This is a genomic window from Brevibacillus fluminis, from assembly GCF_052072235.1.
GTDB lineage: Bacteria > Bacillota > Bacilli > Brevibacillales > Brevibacillaceae > Brevibacillus_D > Brevibacillus_D fluminis_A.
The window spans coordinates 1,010,170-1,026,323 of the sequence record NZ_CM125436.1; the positions used below are offsets into that span (position 1 = coordinate 1,010,170).

Genomic DNA, 16,154 nt, shown 5'->3' on the forward strand with positions numbered 1-16,154 from the left:
GCAGGTAGGTGCTAAGTCACTTTGCAAGGCGCTGAATGGCAAAAATTTTTGGCAGGGAAAATGGAGACGAAAACATGGCTGAGATGATGGAAGAAAAACGGTTTCGCAAAATTTTCGAGTACATTTTGGACGAGATCAACGAGGGCGTCCATGTCATCGATGAAAATGGCAAATCAATCATCTATAACCGCAAAATGGCGGAGATTGAATCCATGAGCAGGGATGTGGTGCTGAACAAAAATATTCATGAAGTGTTCCAGTTTCTTGAAAATGAGGAAAGCACGCTGCTGTCGGCACTCCAGGAAGGCCTGGTAACCAAAAACGTCAAGCAAACCTACTTCAATGACAAAGGGAAAGAGATTACGATCGTGACCAATTCCTTTCCCATTACAGATGGCGACGGCGAAATTATCGGCGCGATGGAAATCGCCAATGATATTACCAAGATGGAGCAAATTTTACGCGGGAACATCCTGAAGGGAGACACCCGTTTTACGTTTGATGAAATCATCGGGCAAAGCCCAGCATTCCAGGAAGTGATCGAAAACGCGAAGCGCGCTTCACGCACATCGTCCTCCGTGCTGATCATCGGGGAAACGGGGACAGGCAAGGAGCTGTTTGCCCAGAGCATCCACAATGAAAGCTCCCGTGCAGCCGAGCCGTTTATCGCGCAAAACTGTGCAGCGCTGCCGGATACGCTCATCGAAGGGATTCTGTTCGGGACGAAGCGCGGGGCATTCACCGGGGCGATCGAGCGTCCAGGGTTGTTCGAACTCGCCAATAAGGGCACGCTGCTGCTCGATGAGATCAACTCGCTCAGCCCGCATTTGCAGGCCAAGCTGCTGCGCGTGCTGCAGGAGAAAAAGGTGCGCCGGGTCGGCGATACGAAAGACATCGATGTGGATGTGCGCATCATCGCGACGATCAACGAAGACCCAATCGATGCGATCAACGAAAACCGGATGCGCAAAGACTTGTACTACCGCCTGAGCGTAGTCGCGCTGTACATTCCGCCGCTGCGCGAACGGAAAAGCGACATCCCGCAGCTGGTGCAAAAATTCATCCACAAATACAACCGGCTGTTCCAAATGTCGGTGGAGTCGATGTCCGAAGAAGTGCGTCGCTGCTTTTTCGATTACGAATGGCTGGGCAACGTGCGCGAGCTGGAGCATGTTGTGGAAGGCGCGATGAACATGATGACAGATGAGCCGCAAATCACGTTTTCGCATCTGCCGTATCAGTTCCGCCGCAAATCGCAATGGAAGGAAGAGCAGCAGGCGCCGCAGCCGAACGTAATGCCTGTCCAGTTCGATGCCGCGAGCGATAATGGCAAGATGGATTTGAAAAGCAAGATGGACGAGTTCGAGCAGTATTATGTGGAAAAAGTGCTGGAGAAGCATAAAGGGAACGTCTCCAAAGCGGCACGCGAGCTGGGTATCAGCAGGCAAAGCCTGCAGTACCGGATTCGCAAGCACGGCATGAGGGAGACGGAAGAGTGAGAAGGAAAAGGGGGAAATCCGCCAACGGGAAGCCGGCGGATTTTTTCACGCTTACACTACCTCGCGCGATACGAGTGCAGCCCGGAATTGCGCCCAGTCGAACAGCACGATCCCTGATAAAATAAGCCCGCCGCCGAGGAGCTGCCATGCATCCATCTGCTCGCCCAGCAGAAGAAAGGCGAGCAGCACGGTAATCGGCAGCTCGCAGACGCTGATGATGGAAAACCGTGCGGCGCCGATCCGATTGATTCCGGTAAACATAAACAACAGCGCAACCACCTGGGCAATGACCCCGAAAAAGAGTGACCAGCCAATCATTGGCAACGTGATCGGCGTTGTAAACAGGTAAAGCGGCGGCATCATAATCAAATAAAGAACAACGCTGACAATGGTGGTAAACCCGGTGACGATGAGCGGCGGAAATGCACCTAGCCGTTTGTTGCTCCAATAGATCATCCAACCCCAGGCAAGCCCGGAGAGCAGGCCGAGCAGGATGCCGATGACCGAGAGCTGGGAAAAGTCGCCTTGGAACACCTCCAAAACGAACAGCTCCCCAGCGAGCGTGCAGAACAGACCGGCGATTTGCTGGGGATTCAGCCGTTTTTTGTCGATGAACAGCTCCAGCAGCACGACAGATGCGGGATACATGAAAATCAGCGTCATCACTAACGAAACGTCCATCACGCTGATTGCCATAAACATGGCCATAACGGTGATCGCTTTGCCTGCGCCCGCCAGGAAGAAATCGGCTGCGCTTCGCATGGTCAGCCGGGGAAACGGGACGCCGATCCATTTGATATAGAGCATAAGCAAGATAGCGGCGATCAACGTTTGGTTGAAAACCAGGCTTTGCGGGGTCAAGCCGTCCCGGTAGGCAAAAACGGTGAACACGGTCGGCAGCGCAAAGCAAAAGGTGGAAAGAAGTGCGTACAAATATCCTTTTACCATATGCGGTTACTTGATTTCATAGTTGAGCCAAACTTGCTTCTGGGCACCCATTTTGTCATACAGCGCCTGTGCCGTATGGTTGTCGTGCGCGGTTTCCCAAATCATGTGGGAATAGCCGTTTTCCCTGATGTGGGACAGGCAAGTTTGGAACAGCCGCTCGCCGATTTTTTGTCCACGGGTACCCGGCACGACGAACAAGTCATAGAGGAAGGCCATCCGTTTGGCTTCAAGGGTGTTGAAGGTGAAGTACAAGGTGGCGAACCCGACAAGCCGCTGTCCATCTGCTTCAGCGACGAACTGGATTCCTGCCGAGGGATCGGCGAGGAGATGATTCACCAGATTCGTGAGCGCTTCTTTTCCTGGATCGGGCGATTGGTAAAAATCGACGATGTACTGATGGAGCAAATCGAGCAGCTGGGGCAAATCGGATTGGGTTGCAGGGCGGATCAACACGGCTTCCATAAAAATCTCCTCCAATGAATCGTTTCTGCATAATCGATTCAGCAAGTAATATGCCAATGCTGGAGTTGGTGAAAAAACGATAAAACATGGATAAAACTCCAATTAAAAACTGTTTGTTTATTCCAAATTGAATCATTTATGGGAAAATGAATAGCGGGATGCGCAAAAAACCGCCAGAAAAAATCCGGCGGCAGCTTTATGTACAAAGCTATAGCGCGAAGCAAAAGCGTAAAACCATTGTAGAAATCACGCCGACCACGACAGTCCCCAGCAGGCTGCGCGTTTTGATCGCGACGAAAAAGGTCGGCAAGGCGGCGAACAGCTCGATGTTGTTGCGCAGACCGGCAAGTTGACCGTCATGGAGCAACAGTTCCTGGCCGATCAGCGCAGCCATGACCGAGATCGGCACGTAATGCAGCCAGCGCATTGCCCAGCCGGGCAGTTCGAAGCGGCTCAGCACCATCAGCGGAATGACCCGCGGCAGAAACGTAACCAGGGCGGAGCCGATAATAATGAGGAAAATCTCCCATCTTACTTCCATTTTTCCACCACCATTCCGATCATAGAGGCGACGAGCGTCGCGACGATGACGCCGAGGCTGCCCGAGGCGATGCAGCTGACCGCCACACCGATCACTACGGCGCTAACGGCGACGATGACATCGAGCCGGATCGTGTTTCGGCTGAGCATGGCCAAAATCAAGAGGCCGATAAACATGGCCGGCAAGGCAAAATCAAGGCCGAATGTCTCCGGGCTGGCAATCCACTGGCCCAAAAAAGCGCCGGCCAGATTGGCGATGAACCAGTTGAGATAAGCCGTAACGTTCAAGCCGTGCATCCATTTCTCATCCAGATGTTTACGACGCGCGGCTTCATTGATCGCCACGCCAAACGTTTCATCGGTCAAAAGGGAGCCGACCAGCATGTTGCGCATCGGCGTGAGGTGGCGAAAATGCGGGGAGAGCGCCGCGCTCAACAAAATGTGCCGCAAATTGACGAATAAAATCGTGACGATGATGCCGGTAGGCGAACTGTTCGCGGCGATCATGCCGGCTGCGATGAACTGTGCAGAGCCGGCATAAAGAATCAAGCTGAGCAGAGCGATTTCAAGCACGCTGAGTCCCGCGGTTTTTTCCACGACACCAGCGGCGAATCCGATGCTTAAATACCCTAATAATGTCGGGATACAATCTTTGACCCCGCGAAAGAAATGGTTCTCCTTTTCAGGAGCGGCGACAATGGTTTTGTACTGGGCTTGTTCCTGCCCCATTCGAATTCCCTCCCTGGATGTTATGGCACTAACGACTATGAAAATGTGGGGAAAAATACGGTTCGAGCTAGTTGAACCGTCGGCCTGTCACGATATGAAACAAATCCGGTTTCGTTCTCCACATCGCCTCAACTTTATCGGGGCCAAGCGCTTTGGTCACCTCGCCGAGCATGATGTCATGGCGAATGTACTCCAGCGCGACCAAAACCAGCGCAGGGTCTTCCGTTTTCACAGCCCACGCCGCAGCTTGCGCCGAAAAATTGGCGATCAGAACCTCCTGTTGATCGCGCACCAAAATGGTCAAACGCCCGCCCATCCGCTCCTCGACCACTTCCGGAACCATGTAGTCATGATGGAACGTGACGCCGACGCGGGTCCGGGCATCGCCGAACAGGATCGAGTAGACCAGCACACCTTCCGCCTCGCGTCTGGAGATCGCGCTGCTGAGCGCCTGCGCCTGCGGTTCCCAGATCGACAGCCAAATCTCTTCCGAGGCACCCGCGATCATTTGCAGCATTTCGTCCATGACGGCGCCATCGCTTTGAATCCGGCGGATGACATCGGCTTCACGCTCGCCTTCGAGTGCAGACAGATTTTGCTCAAGAAAGGAAAAGGACTGTTCAAAGCTGGCGCGAAGCCGCTGTACCAGCTCTTTGGCGGCTAACGGCACATAGGTAATCGGATCGGACGGAACCGTATTGACAGCACCTTTGTCCAGCAGCTTGCCTAGCACCTCGTAGATCATGGAACGAGGGACGCCGGAACGCTTGCTGATCTCATACCCGGTGATCGGGGACGTTTTCAACAAGGTCGTGTACGCTTTGCATTCATATGGGGAGAAACCGAGCTTTTGCAATTCTTTGAAAATATCCTCCATTATGGGACCTCGCTTGTTAGTAGTTAGCTTAATACTCACTATAAGGGATTGATGCCTGCCTGTATAGAGTTGAAATGCAGGATGCACGAAAAAACACTCCACCATAGGGAAGAGTGTACGGAATCATTAGATAGATGGAACATGAGCTATCGCACAGCCAATCACCCCCGCCCAAGCGCTGCCCAAATATTGTCCAGCAACTCCTGCGGCGTGTCGCCTGCGACGTTTTTCTTGTTCACCAAGGCGAAGGGCTGAACCAGACATTGACCGCAGTAAAGCACGCAAAAATCATCGACCACAGTCAGATCGGGCAGCCGTTTCAACTGCTCGCGAACATCGGCGGTCTCGTCGGGAAAATTGCAGGGGCAAAATTTGATTACGTCTGTCACGCGTTCCACTCCTTTGCATCCGTTCCGTTAGGTTTGATTGTTCAGATAATAATGAAAACAATCAAACCCTGCAAGTCCGCGCATAACTGTCACAACGCGTTGACGCATGCAAGCGCTGGGGGAGCGCCGAGCTGTGCTTATTTTCTGTTAACATTTTTGTCGATAATAATTCTCGAAACCTCTTGACAGATAATGATTTTCACTATAAAAATCCACAAAATGTCCAATTGTAAAACATGGCGCGAGCGCATATAATAAAAATAAATATTTGATTAAAATTATTCTAATTAAGAATCATTCTCTGCGAATTCGTTCATTTTTCAAGCAGAAAATGGAAAGAAGGTGCGCCATGTACGATTATCATCATCTCCCACACAAAAAGGAACAATCAAAATCGAAAAAAACGCTGTGGATTACGCTTTTCCTGACGCTGTTTTTCACGATTGTTGAAATTATCGGAGGGATCGCCTCCAACTCGCTCGCACTTCTGTCGGACTCGGCTCACATGATTTCCGACGTGCTGGCACTGGGCCTCAGCATGCTGGCCATCTATATGGCGACCCGCGAACCGGATGCCCGCCATACGTTTGGCTATTTGCGGTTTGAGATCATCGCTTCTTTCTTGAACGGGCTTGCGCTTGCGATCATCGCGATCGGAATCTTGATTGAAGGGGTCCATCGTTTTATCCAGCCGCAATCGATCGATTTCAAGCTGATGCTGATCATTTCCTCCATCGGCCTCATCGTCAACCTCGTGCTGACGATCGTGCTGTCCCGCAGCATGAAGGAAGAGGAGAATTTGAACGTCCAAAGCGCTTTGTGGCATTTTATCGGCGATTTGCTCAGCTCAATCGGCGTCATTATTTCGTCGGTTCTGATTTACTTCACCGGGATGTATTTCTTCGACCCTTTGATCAGTATGGTGATTGCCGTCATCATTTTTATCGGGGGAGCAAAAATCATTCGCGAGTCGTACCTGATCCTGATGGAATCGGTGCCGCAGCAATTCGACCTCGATGAAATTCGCGCCGAAATCGCCAAGATCGAAGGGGTCGAGGACGTACATGAAATGCATCTGTGGGCCATCTCGACCGAGCATTATTCGCTGACGGCGCACGTGTTCGTCCATCAAAACATCCAGACGTTTTGCGTTGTTCTGGCGATTAATGAAATGCTGAAAGAAAAATACGGGATTACCCATGCGACGATTCAGACGGAGCACGCATCGTTCCATAATCACGGCGAATATGGGCGGAAGTTCCTGGAGTCCCAGGCGCAAGCGTAAGAAAAACAAAAAAGATGGTGCAAGCGAGCAGTTTCCCTCCGCCGCTTCACCATCTTTTTTCGTTTATCGGTCGTACACCAGGAGCAGATTATTCTTCCTCTACGGTATCATCGTCAATTGCCATCTTCAATGCGCAGGGCGATAGAGAAATTGATCGAGTGATCGAACTTTTCGATTGAGAAAAGGACGCCCAGAGCTGCTTTCCCCTCGCTGCATAACAGGAGGGGGGAACTTACAACACGTATTCCATCTGAATGTCGAGCGGCTCTCTTTCGTAAATCTGCTGATTGACTTCCGCTGCATACGTGCAGCCGACAGCCCGGTAAAAATGCTGGGTTTCGACGGAGGGGTGTGCCGCGATGTACAGCTTTTTGGCTTGGAGTCCGCGCGCTTCCGCACAGGCGCGGGCAAACAGCTGAGCCCCGATCCCGCGTTTGCGAAATTCGTTTGAAACATGGATGTACGGGAGTTCGACATACTCCTGGCTGCTGCCGAATCGGGTGCTTTCCACATTGGCGAAGCCGATGACGCGACCAGCGGCGATGGCGGCGACGACCCGCCCGCCGGCTAGCGCACACAACTGCAAGTCCCGGATGACCTGCTGCTTTTTGGCATCGTCCCAATGATCGATGAACGAATCGGCTTTCGTTTTGTACTGGTCGTTTTCTTTCACCCAAACCTCGGTCGTCACCTGATGGCGGGTAAAGTGCTGCAGCAGATCGGGACCGATTTCTTCCGGCGCCAATCGCTTGTATAGGATCACAGGCTCGATGCTCATTATTCTCCCCCTGGTTTATCGGACTTTGGCAAAAATGCAAGTGTCCCGCAGTTCGACTCCATCCATTGCCAGATCATCGTGCTTCAAAATCCCTTCCAGATCAAACCCCAATCGTTCCGGAATCGCCCGACTTTTCACATTTCGGGCATCGCAGCGAATCTCCACGCGGCGCGCCTGCAACTGTTCAAATGCAAACCGGGTGATCCCTTCGACCGCCTCGGTCATATAGCCTTTGCCGCTGTGGCGGGTGTCGATCCAATAGCCGATCTCGAACTTGCGCACATCCCAATCGATGCGATGCAAGCCGGATGAGGCGACAAGCTCGCCCGTTTCCTGCAAAAAGACAAGCAGTCGCAAATCTTCCCGTTTGAGAAATTGGATATGGGCTTCCCGGATGTTGATCTCGACATCCTCTGGCGTTTGCTCCTTTTGGGCAAAGGGCATCCATGGCTTCAGCTCAGCCTGCGAGGCCTTGATCGCTTGATGGACAACTGTGCCGTCACCTGGCTGCGGCATGCGAATCAGCAAGCGGTCGGTAGTGAATTGGGTGGGGAAATCGATCAGCAATGGGTTCATGGTTCGACGCTCCTTTGGGCTTTTTCGTCTGCATACAACCAAGGCTGCGCTTTCTTTGGCGCAGCCCGAATGTTTGCGTTGAAGGACCTACATTCTTCTCGTTTTGTGCAAAATCCTTCCAGCTGGGTCATGTTTTTCAGCCGGTCATTGCTCGATCCCAAGCCGCTTCATTTTTTGATAGAGCAGCGGGCGGGGGATTTTCAGCAGCTTGGCCGTTTCCGACTTGTTGCCGCCGCATAGGGTGAGCGCCTGCAGGATCGCTTGCCGTTCCGCCTGCCGCTTTACTTCCTCCAGCGGATTTTGGTGAGCGGAGGGGAGCGGCGAGAGGGTGGTTGCCGCCAGCATCTCGGTGGCAAAGCGTTCGAAATGGTGCGCCTCCAGCCGGGTGACATCAACGGCGATGCTGTTCAAGACGCGTTCGAGCGTGTTTTGCAGCTCGCGCACATTGCCGGGCCAGTCGTAGCTTTGCAAAAGCCCAAACACGTCATCCGCCACTTCGGTGACGGAACGCTGCAAAAAGTGGTTCAAGTTTTCGATACAGGCCAGCACGAGGAGCGGAATGTCTTCCTTGCGCTCGCGCAGCGGCGGGATGCGGATCGGGATCACATTCAGGCGATAATACAAATCCTCGCGAAACGCGCCGCCAGCCACCAGCTCGCGCAAATCCTGGTTCGCGGCGGCGATGACCCGCACGTTGACCGGAATGGGGAATTTGGCCCCGATTTTGTCGATCTCTTTTTCTTGCAGGGCGCGCAAGATTTTGGGCTGGAGCTTGAGCGGCATTTGATTGATTTCGTCGAGAAACAGGGTGCCGTTGTTGGCCAGCTGGAATTTGCCCGTCTGGCCGCCTTTGCGCGCGTTGGTGAACGTGCCTTCCTCGAAGCCGAACAATTCTGACTCAAACAGCTCCAGCGGGATCGCCGAGCAGTTGAGCCGCACAAAGCTGCCTTTGCTGCGTTCGCCAAGCGCGTGGATGGAGTGGGCGACCAATTCTTTGCCGCAGCCGGATTCGCCGGTGATCAGCACGGTTGAATTGGAACGGGCGGCGGTATGGATGTCTTGGCGCAGTTGCCGGATTGCGGGGCTTTCTCCCACGATGTTGTCGATGGAGTATTTGTTCCCTTGCAGCCGCTTCAGCTCCTGCTTGTAGTAGTTCAGTTCGTTGGACAGGCTGTCGACTTTTTTCAAAAAATCTTTCAAGGCCGTGTAATTATCAAACAGGTCGTACTCGACGACGCCGCTGAACTGGTTGTTCACGTAAATCGGGTACCGGCTGCTGACGATCGTGTGGTCTTTTAAAAAGTAAAAATCGGCTGGCGAAGGCTCGCGCGTTTCGACGGTTTTGTGCACTTTGGTCGTCGGGATCACGTCGCGGACATGCCGGCCAACCGCTTCTTCCGGATCGATGCCGACCAGCTGGGCGAGCCGCTTGTTGATGTAGGTGATGCGGGCGTCGGCGTCCACGACGATCAGCCCTTCGATATGTTCGAGGATGGTTTTGTATTCTTCTGCGGTCAACATATCAGGCGAATCCACTCCCGAATTGTGATGTTGATTCATTGTATCACAGGTGCCGAGGCTGTGCGGAGCCTGTCTGCGATGCCGCATCACTCGGAAAAAGCAGCGGTGGCGAATTCCAGGAAGAGCGCGAGCAGACAGAACACCCCGATGACCAGCACGTTGAAAACCGGGGTTTTCCACCGGGGATGCAGATAGTCGAACAAGCTGCGCATCAGCACCCCCTCCCGTCCCATCGCGTAAAGCAGGCGGGCGGCAGTAGCATGTGACGAAAGCGAAGCGGCAAAGGTAGAGGTAATGATGCCGGCGGTAAAAATGGCGGACAGCAGCGTTCCGCCGATCGCCTGCACGATTTCAAAGGAAGCGTCCGGCCCCGTCGTCGGTTGCAAGGCCGGTGTCCGTTCCGGGTACTACACGCGATTGTACTGACGCATGACAGCCAGAAGCTGGTCGTGGTCGATCGCTTCCATTGTCGTTCCATACGGCTTGATGCAGGTCATTGATTCTGCCGCCAGCATCGCATTGATGACCGATTCATCGACGGCTTGGCAGGCGGCTTCATAGATGGGGTCAAACACTTCGTCATTCACATAGTCCATCGCGAGCCGGGCCGGAGCGTTTTGCGGCAGTTCCATCGGATTGGCTGTGGAGAAGGCCAGGAAAATGTCGCCGGAATTGTTGCCGCCGGGCGTCCCGCTGCGGCCGATCCCGATCGCTGCGCGTTTGGCCACCCGTTTCAGCTGGTGCGGCAGCATGGGGAGATCGGTGCCGATGATCACGATGATGGAGCCGCGATCCTGCTTCATGTGCGCGCCTTCGGTCAAATGCTTGCCGACCGGCACGCCCAGAACAGTCAGCCATTCGCGGATGCCGTGATTCGCCTGCACCAATGCACCGATGGTGTAGGTGGTACCGTCGATTTCGACCTGCCGTGAGGATGTGCCGGTACCGCCCTTGAATTCATAGCAAATCATGCCGGTGCCGCCGCCAACGTTGCCTTCCGCTACCGGTCCCGACGATGCGGACTCAATCGCGGCGATGACATGCTCTTCTTTGACGTGCAGGCCATTGATGTCATTTAGCGAGCCGTCATAGGTCTCGGCGATAACCGGCATTGCCCACAGATGTTGGTTGGCGAACTGCTCGCGGTAATGACGGATCATCCATTTGGTCGTTGCGTGATGGGCGATCCCGACACCATGCGTATTGGTGATGCAAATCGGGCTGGCAAAGTAACCGGCATCGTTGATCCAATGCGTCCCCGTCATTTCGCCATTGCCGTTCAGGCTGTAGAAACCTGCCCAGACCGGCTGCAGGCGGTCCTCTTTTCCGCGAGGCAGGATCGCCGTCACGCCGGTGCGCACCGGACCTTTGCCGATTTCGACCGGTCCGTCTCCTTCGATTAAGGTCGTGAAGCCAACCTCCACGCCTGGAATATCGGTGATGGCGTTGAAGGCACCCGGTGTGCCGGGAAACGGCAGTCCTAACTCGCGTCCACGTTTTTTACGACTCATGCTTTGTCTCCTCCTGTATCGAACGGCTTGAATGGTTGTTTGCCCACTAAAAATAGCAACAACCATGCCAGCCGTGCGACATGCGATTCTATCATAAAAAAAAGCTCATGCTACTGTAAGTCTATACTTACATGCATGAGCTGGCCAGCATGACTCACCCGCTTTTGGGAGCCGTAGCTGTGCGTCATGATCGTATTGTGTCAGTCTGTACTGACAGTGTAAGCATGAGTGAACACGTGAAGCTGGTTCGCTTCACGTGTAATATACCGATGACACCCATTTCAAGTCCGATCAGGCTTGGTATTGATCGTCACTGACTTTCTCCATCCAATCGACCGCCTTACCGTCAAGATGTTCTTGAATGGCAATGTGAGTCATAGCGGTGGTTGGAGAAGCACCATGCCAATGTTTCTCACCCGGCGGGAACCAGACCACGTCACCGGGACGAATCTCCTCAATCGGACCTCCCCAGCGTTGAACCCGTCCACTGCCCGCGGTTACAATCAAAGTTTGACCTAGTGGATGAGTATGCCATGCCGTCCGTGCACCAGGCTCAAACGTAACGGTCGCTCCAGCAGCGCGAGCAGGGACGGTTGGTCCAAACAGGGGATCAATACGAACCATTCCTGTAAAATATTCAGACGGCCCCTTGCCGGAAGGTTGCGAGCCGATTCTTTTGATTTCCATTTCTCCAATACCTCCATTTTAAGTTTTTGATCTACACCTGTCGTTTTCCAATAAAATATCCGTGTATCCCATATCATTACCAATCGATACGTTTTCCGTCTCTGAAGAATTCCCCGTTCGATCCCTCAGGTCCAATCGTCGCTAACCAAAGGATCGACTCGGCAGCTTGCTTGGGAGTTCTGGGAGCAGAGGGGCCACCCATATCTGTGCGTACCCATCCCGGATCAACCGCATTTATTTTGATGTCACCTTTGATTTCTGCTGCGACCAATTGTGTCAGTCCGTTCAGGGCAAACTTGGACAACTTGTATGCCCCTGCCCCTTGATCGGACATTTCACTTAGCGCCCCATACTCGGAGGAAACATTGATCACTCTCCCATAGCCCTGTTTTTGCATGAGGGGGATAAAGGAGCGGATCACATGGTAAGCGCCGAAGAAATTCGTTGTCATCGTTTGCTTCAGAATGGAAGGGTCCATCGTTAACATTCCTTCATTCTCATCCAAATACACACCGGCATTATTAATCAATACGTCTACTCTTCCATACCGCTCATTGACTGTGATTGCTGCTTGGCGGATACTTTCCGGAGTATCGACATCCATCTGCACAAATGAAACGTCCAATGCTGAATCATTCAGTTTTTGTGCAGCTTCATGACCCTTCTCTGCATCCCGGCTAGTCAAAATGACGGTATATCCACGCAAAGCCAATTGCTTGCACAGCTCATAGCCGACTCCTCGATTCCCGCCAGTGACAAGTGCAATCTTTCTATTCACTGACATGTAAAACCCTCCATTTTTCGGTTTAATCATGGACTGAGGCAGAGTATCCACTATGGAAAGAGGCACACTTTGTTGGCGTGCCCCCTGCGATTTTGAAAGGATGAACCGTTATTCTTTCTCCATTGTGCTGATGTCGATCACAAAGCGATACCGGACGTCTGAAGCGAGCACGCGCTCCCAGGCTTCATCAATCTGGTTAGCAGAAATAACCTCGATCTCTGGCGTAATAGAGTGTTCCGCGCAAAAATCCAGCATTTCCTGTGTTTCGCGGATACCGCCGATCATCGATCCGGCAAACGACCGGCGATGACCGATCAGTGAGAATACGTTAACGGACAGAGGCTCAGCCGGCGCACCGACATTAACTAAAGTACCGTCCAGTGACAGTAACGAAAGGTAGGCACTAATATCGATCTTCGCGCTCACTGTATTCACAATGAGGTCGAACGAACCAGCCAGTGTCGTAAACGTCTCCGGATCACTCGTGGCATAAAAATGGTCCGCGCCAAGCTGCAAACCGTCTTCTTTTTTCTTTACCGTTTGTGATAAAACCGTAACCTCTGCTCCCATGGCATGAGCAATCTTCACCGCCATGTGTCCAAGTCCGCCAAGTCCAACAACAGCTATCTTCTTGCCGGGAGCGGCTCCCCAATGGCGCAGCGGCGAATAAGTCGTGATGCCAGCACATAAAAGTGGAGCTGCAACATCAAGCTCCATCCCGTCAGGAATTCGAACCACGAAGTCTTCGGTTACGACGATGTGGGTGGAATAACCACCTTGCGTATATTGTCCGTACCTGTCGATGGCTCCATAGGTACCCGTATTACCACTTAGACAATACTGCTCCTCTCCCTTATGACAGTTCACGCACTCTCCGCAGGAGTCAACCATGCAGCCTACGCCTACCCGATCGCCAACGGCAAACCTGGTGACTTCCGAACCAACCTGGGTAACAATTCCGGCGATCTCATGCCCTGGAACGATAGGATAGTTTACCGGTCCCCACTCGCCGCGAGCTGTATGAATATCGGAGTGGCAAATACCAGCGTACTTAATCTCAATGAGGACGTCATGCGGCTGGAGATCCCTGCGCTCGATCGTGGTCAGTTTGAACGGACCTTCTGGACTGAATGTTGCACGTGCTTGTACCGAAATCATAGTGTAACCTCCTGCAATTCTTGTATTAGTGTGTTCGTAAGGGGTGGATGAAATGTGGGACAACTCCTACTGGTTCCTGTATTTCAGAATCGGTAAACAAAATAAGTTGTTTAATCAACATGTGTCTATTATTATATGTGCTAGATGAGTACAATCAATGGTTAAAAAAGTGCAAACTGTTGATATATCAACAGATTAATCAAAAATGTTCATTTTCGCAGAAGGCTGGGTGATGTTTTCGATGACCAAAGTGGATCGGAGAATTTTGAAAACGCAAGAATCCTTGAAAAAAGCTGTCATTGAACTGATGAGTGAAAAAAGCTTCGACCATATTACCATTCAGGATATTGCGGACCGGGCAAATGTAAACCGTGGAACCATTTATCTTCATTATCAGGACAAATATGATTTATTGGACAAACTCATCGAAACACACATTAACGAATTAGGAGAGATGGACAAGTGGGCATGCGAGATGGAATGGACCGATGCGCTTGTGCCTTATTTTGAATATTTTGCGGAGAACTATTTATTTTTTTCGACCATGTTGGCGAGTAAAGGGACCCCGTCATCTTTCCGAACGCGGCTCTTTGCTTCTTTTATTGAAGGGTTCAAAGGTGAGATTGACAGGGAGAGCGGCAGGAATACTGATTTACGTGAAGATGTTATGCTGCAATTTGCCGGGAACGCCTATGTAGGGGTAATTGAGTGGTGGATTCGGAGTGGGATGCCGTATCCGCCGAAAGATATGGCCAAGCAAGTCGGGGCATTGCTGGAGAGAAGTTTATAATTCATGTGTAACAAGAGCGTCCTGCGTAATTGCGAGGACGCTCTCATGCATCATGATTCGTGTGATCCTGCGTTTTTCCTCCGGTTCTGCCAACGGCTCATCATCTCCGGAATGGCGACTCCCAGCAGAATGATAACGACCCCGATCCACTGCAGCAGGCTTACGTGTTCGCGAAGGAGCAGGCTGGACATGATAACGGCTGTAGGCAGCTCTGCTGCGCCGAGAATGGTGCCCAAGCCGACCCCGATGCGCGGAATGCCCAGATTGAACAGCAGCGGCGGGATGACAGCCCCGAAAATGGAAAGCAGCAGACTGTACGGAAGCAGTCCATGTGTAAGCGAACCGTTAACGAAAAAGGCGGGCGGGAAGATCAAAAAGACGATCAGCATCGAGCCTGTGGTCATCACAGCGCTGCGCACCCAAAAGTTCACGTGCGGCGCTGCCTTGCCGCTGAAATATATCGTCATCGAGTACGAAATCGCGGAAAGGAAGCCGAAAAGCAGGCCCATCAGCGGCAGCTCGTGCAAATCTTGCTCGAACACGCCGCCGGCGAGCAGCGTCCCGATCACCAAGAGCAAAAGCGCCAGCAGCTTCTCCTTGCCCGGCCACTTCCGTTCCAGTACCGCATCGATCAGCACGCCCATCCATGTAAATTGAAACAGCAGCACAATGGCAAGCGACGCGGGAATGTATTGAAGCGACACATAGTACAAAACACCGGTTAGTCCGGCAGGAACGCCGGCGATCAGCAAATACAGACCGGTCTTGCCGTTTAACTGCCGCTTTTGGCGCAGCGCAAACAAGGCGAGAGCCCAAAGCATGACCGCTCCCAAAAACATTTGGCTGCCAACCACGTCTTGCACAACAAAGCCTTCACCGTAGGCCAATTTGACGAATGTGGATAAAATCCCATAACTGCATGCACCGAAAAACACGAGTAACATCCAGCGCAACATGATTGTCCTCCTTGCCTGAACGTGAGAAAGTCCTCACTCAGTATAGGGGGTGGAAGCGGTTTGATTCAAGTGAATCGCATGATGGGTGCCGAAGCCAAAACATGCATCCCCCGGGGAACAGGGCGAACACAATGTGTTTTCCCGCTGTCTCGATCAGGGATGCATGTTTGTTTTAAAACGGAATGCTTAACTTCCCGTTCGGCAAGGAGAGCCTATCCTTGTTGGGATTCGGTGAAAATCTGGAACGGAACGCCGAATTTGTCCGTCACGATGCCGTAGCCTGGGCTGAAATGCGTTTCTTGAAACGGCATGATCACTTGACCGCCATCTTGCAGGGCAGCAAAAATTTGCTCCGCTTTCTCCTTGGTCGGGATTGTGATACAGATGGTCACGTTACCGCCTTGTGGCACGGTTTGGCCAGGGAACGTGTCAGAGAACATCAGTGTCGATTCGCCGATTTGCATCATCGCGTGCGCGACCAGGTCTTTGGCTGCTTCTGGCAATGGGAATTCAGGATTTGCCGGCATTTCGCCGAACGATTGTTGGAAAAGAACCTTGCCTTCCAACACTTTTTCGTAATAGGCGATCGCATCCTTTGCTTTACCGTCGTTCATCATCAAATAAGGGGTCAAATTCATTGCCATGTCAAATCAGCTCCTCAAAA

The 16,154-nt window shown here is 52.4% G+C and carries 19 protein-coding genes; 3 read left to right on the forward strand and 16 right to left on the reverse strand.

Going from position 1 to position 16,154, the window contains the following annotated elements; translation table 11 throughout:
* The first annotated feature begins 74 nt into the window (after positions 1 to 74).
* Positions 75 to 1,499 (forward strand): sigma-54 interaction domain-containing protein, encoded by a 1,425-nt coding sequence (locus tag ACTID9_RS05325; RefSeq protein ID WP_441070207.1) that lies wholly within the window; start codon positions 75 to 77, stop codon positions 1,497 to 1,499.
* Between the two features lie 51 nt (positions 1,500 to 1,550).
* Here the strand turns inward: ACTID9_RS05325 and ACTID9_RS05330 are convergent, their stop codons facing one another.
* The 6 genes from ACTID9_RS05330 to ACTID9_RS05355 form a co-directional block, all read right to left on the reverse strand.
* Positions 1,551 to 2,447 (reverse strand): DMT family transporter, encoded by an 897-nt coding sequence (locus ACTID9_RS05330; RefSeq protein ID WP_441070208.1) that lies wholly within the window; start codon positions 2,445 to 2,447, stop codon positions 1,551 to 1,553.
* 6 nt (positions 2,448 to 2,453) lie between these two features.
* Positions 2,454 to 2,909, reverse strand: coding sequence for an N-acetyltransferase family protein (locus ACTID9_RS05335; protein ID WP_441070209.1), 456 nt, complete (start codon positions 2,907 to 2,909; stop codon positions 2,454 to 2,456).
* Positions 2,910 to 3,117: 208 nt separating this feature from the next.
* Positions 3,118 to 3,450 carry an AzlD domain-containing protein gene (locus ACTID9_RS05340; protein ID WP_441070210.1) on the reverse strand — a complete coding sequence of 111 codons (333 nt, stop codon included), beginning with the start codon at positions 3,448 to 3,450 and terminating at the stop codon, positions 3,118 to 3,120.
* On the reverse strand, positions 3,441 to 4,178 hold the full coding sequence (locus ACTID9_RS05345) for an AzlC family ABC transporter permease (RefSeq protein ID WP_441070211.1): 738 nt from the start codon (positions 4,176 to 4,178) through the stop codon (positions 3,441 to 3,443). Before ACTID9_RS05345 ends, ACTID9_RS05340 begins: the two co-directional genes overlap by 10 nt.
* 67 nt (positions 4,179 to 4,245) lie before the next feature.
* The gene (locus ACTID9_RS05350; RefSeq protein WP_441070212.1) at positions 4,246 to 5,055 is read right to left on the reverse strand and encodes a TrmB family transcriptional regulator; all 810 of its coding nucleotides are present in this window, start codon (positions 5,053 to 5,055) and stop codon (positions 4,246 to 4,248) included.
* A gap of 161 nt (positions 5,056 to 5,216) precedes the next feature.
* Positions 5,217 to 5,444 carry a DUF1450 domain-containing protein gene (locus tag ACTID9_RS05355; protein WP_441070213.1) on the reverse strand — a complete coding sequence of 76 codons (228 nt, stop codon included), beginning with the start codon at positions 5,442 to 5,444 and terminating at the stop codon, positions 5,217 to 5,219.
* A gap of 349 nt (positions 5,445 to 5,793) precedes the next feature.
* Here ACTID9_RS05355 and ACTID9_RS05360 point away from each other — a divergent pair, with 349 nt between their 5' ends.
* Positions 5,794 to 6,729: a cation diffusion facilitator family transporter gene (locus tag ACTID9_RS05360; RefSeq protein WP_441070214.1), complete on the forward strand. Its 936-nt coding sequence runs from the start codon at positions 5,794 to 5,796 to the stop codon at positions 6,727 to 6,729.
* 232 nt (positions 6,730 to 6,961) lie between these two features.
* On the opposite strand, the gene ACTID9_RS05365 is transcribed toward ACTID9_RS05360, so the two are convergent.
* From ACTID9_RS05365 to ACTID9_RS05400, 8 genes are all read right to left on the reverse strand, one after another.
* Positions 6,962 to 7,507, reverse strand: coding sequence for a GNAT family N-acetyltransferase (locus tag ACTID9_RS05365; RefSeq protein ID WP_441070215.1), 546 nt, complete (start codon positions 7,505 to 7,507; stop codon positions 6,962 to 6,964).
* A gap of 15 nt (positions 7,508 to 7,522) precedes the next feature.
* Entirely contained in the window at positions 7,523 to 8,083 is a 561-nt protein-coding gene (locus tag ACTID9_RS05370; RefSeq protein ID WP_441070216.1) for a GNAT family N-acetyltransferase, read from the reverse strand.
* 144 nt (positions 8,084 to 8,227) lie between these two features.
* Positions 8,228 to 9,604 carry a sigma-54 interaction domain-containing protein gene (locus ACTID9_RS05375; RefSeq protein ID WP_441070217.1) on the reverse strand — a complete coding sequence of 459 codons (1,377 nt, stop codon included), beginning with the start codon at positions 9,602 to 9,604 and terminating at the stop codon, positions 8,228 to 8,230.
* A gap of 86 nt (positions 9,605 to 9,690) precedes the next feature.
* Positions 9,691 to 9,990 (reverse strand): amino acid permease, encoded by a 300-nt coding sequence (locus tag ACTID9_RS05380; RefSeq protein ID WP_441070218.1) that lies wholly within the window; start codon positions 9,988 to 9,990, stop codon positions 9,691 to 9,693.
* Positions 9,991 to 10,011: 21 nt separating this feature from the next.
* Entirely contained in the window at positions 10,012 to 11,115 is a 1,104-nt protein-coding gene (locus ACTID9_RS05385) for a DmpA family aminopeptidase (protein WP_441070219.1), read from the reverse strand.
* Positions 11,116 to 11,406: 291 nt separating this feature from the next.
* On the reverse strand, positions 11,407 to 11,802 hold the full coding sequence (locus ACTID9_RS05390; RefSeq protein WP_354094120.1) for a (R)-mandelonitrile lyase: 396 nt from the start codon (positions 11,800 to 11,802) through the stop codon (positions 11,407 to 11,409).
* 76 nt (positions 11,803 to 11,878) lie between these two features.
* Complete coding sequence (locus ACTID9_RS05395) at positions 11,879 to 12,586, reverse strand: SDR family oxidoreductase (RefSeq protein WP_441070220.1); 708 nt, start codon at positions 12,584 to 12,586, stop codon at positions 11,879 to 11,881.
* A gap of 108 nt (positions 12,587 to 12,694) precedes the next feature.
* Complete coding sequence (locus ACTID9_RS05400; protein WP_441070221.1) at positions 12,695 to 13,744, reverse strand: NAD(P)-dependent alcohol dehydrogenase; 1,050 nt, start codon at positions 13,742 to 13,744, stop codon at positions 12,695 to 12,697.
* A 241-nt stretch (positions 13,745 to 13,985) separates the two neighbouring features.
* Here ACTID9_RS05400 and ACTID9_RS05405 point away from each other — a divergent pair, with 241 nt between their 5' ends.
* Positions 13,986 to 14,534 carry a TetR/AcrR family transcriptional regulator gene (locus tag ACTID9_RS05405; RefSeq protein ID WP_441070222.1) on the forward strand — a complete coding sequence of 183 codons (549 nt, stop codon included), beginning with the start codon at positions 13,986 to 13,988 and terminating at the stop codon, positions 14,532 to 14,534.
* A gap of 50 nt (positions 14,535 to 14,584) precedes the next feature.
* Here the strand turns inward: ACTID9_RS05405 and ACTID9_RS05410 are convergent, their stop codons facing one another.
* Both ACTID9_RS05410 and ACTID9_RS05415 read right to left on the reverse strand, forming a co-directional pair.
* Positions 14,585 to 15,490 (reverse strand): EamA family transporter, encoded by a 906-nt coding sequence (locus ACTID9_RS05410; protein WP_441070223.1) that lies wholly within the window; start codon positions 15,488 to 15,490, stop codon positions 14,585 to 14,587.
* Positions 15,491 to 15,702: 212 nt separating this feature from the next.
* Positions 15,703 to 16,134, reverse strand: coding sequence for a VOC family protein (locus tag ACTID9_RS05415; protein ID WP_441070224.1), 432 nt, complete (start codon positions 16,132 to 16,134; stop codon positions 15,703 to 15,705).
* Positions 16,135 to 16,154 lie beyond the last annotated feature (20 nt).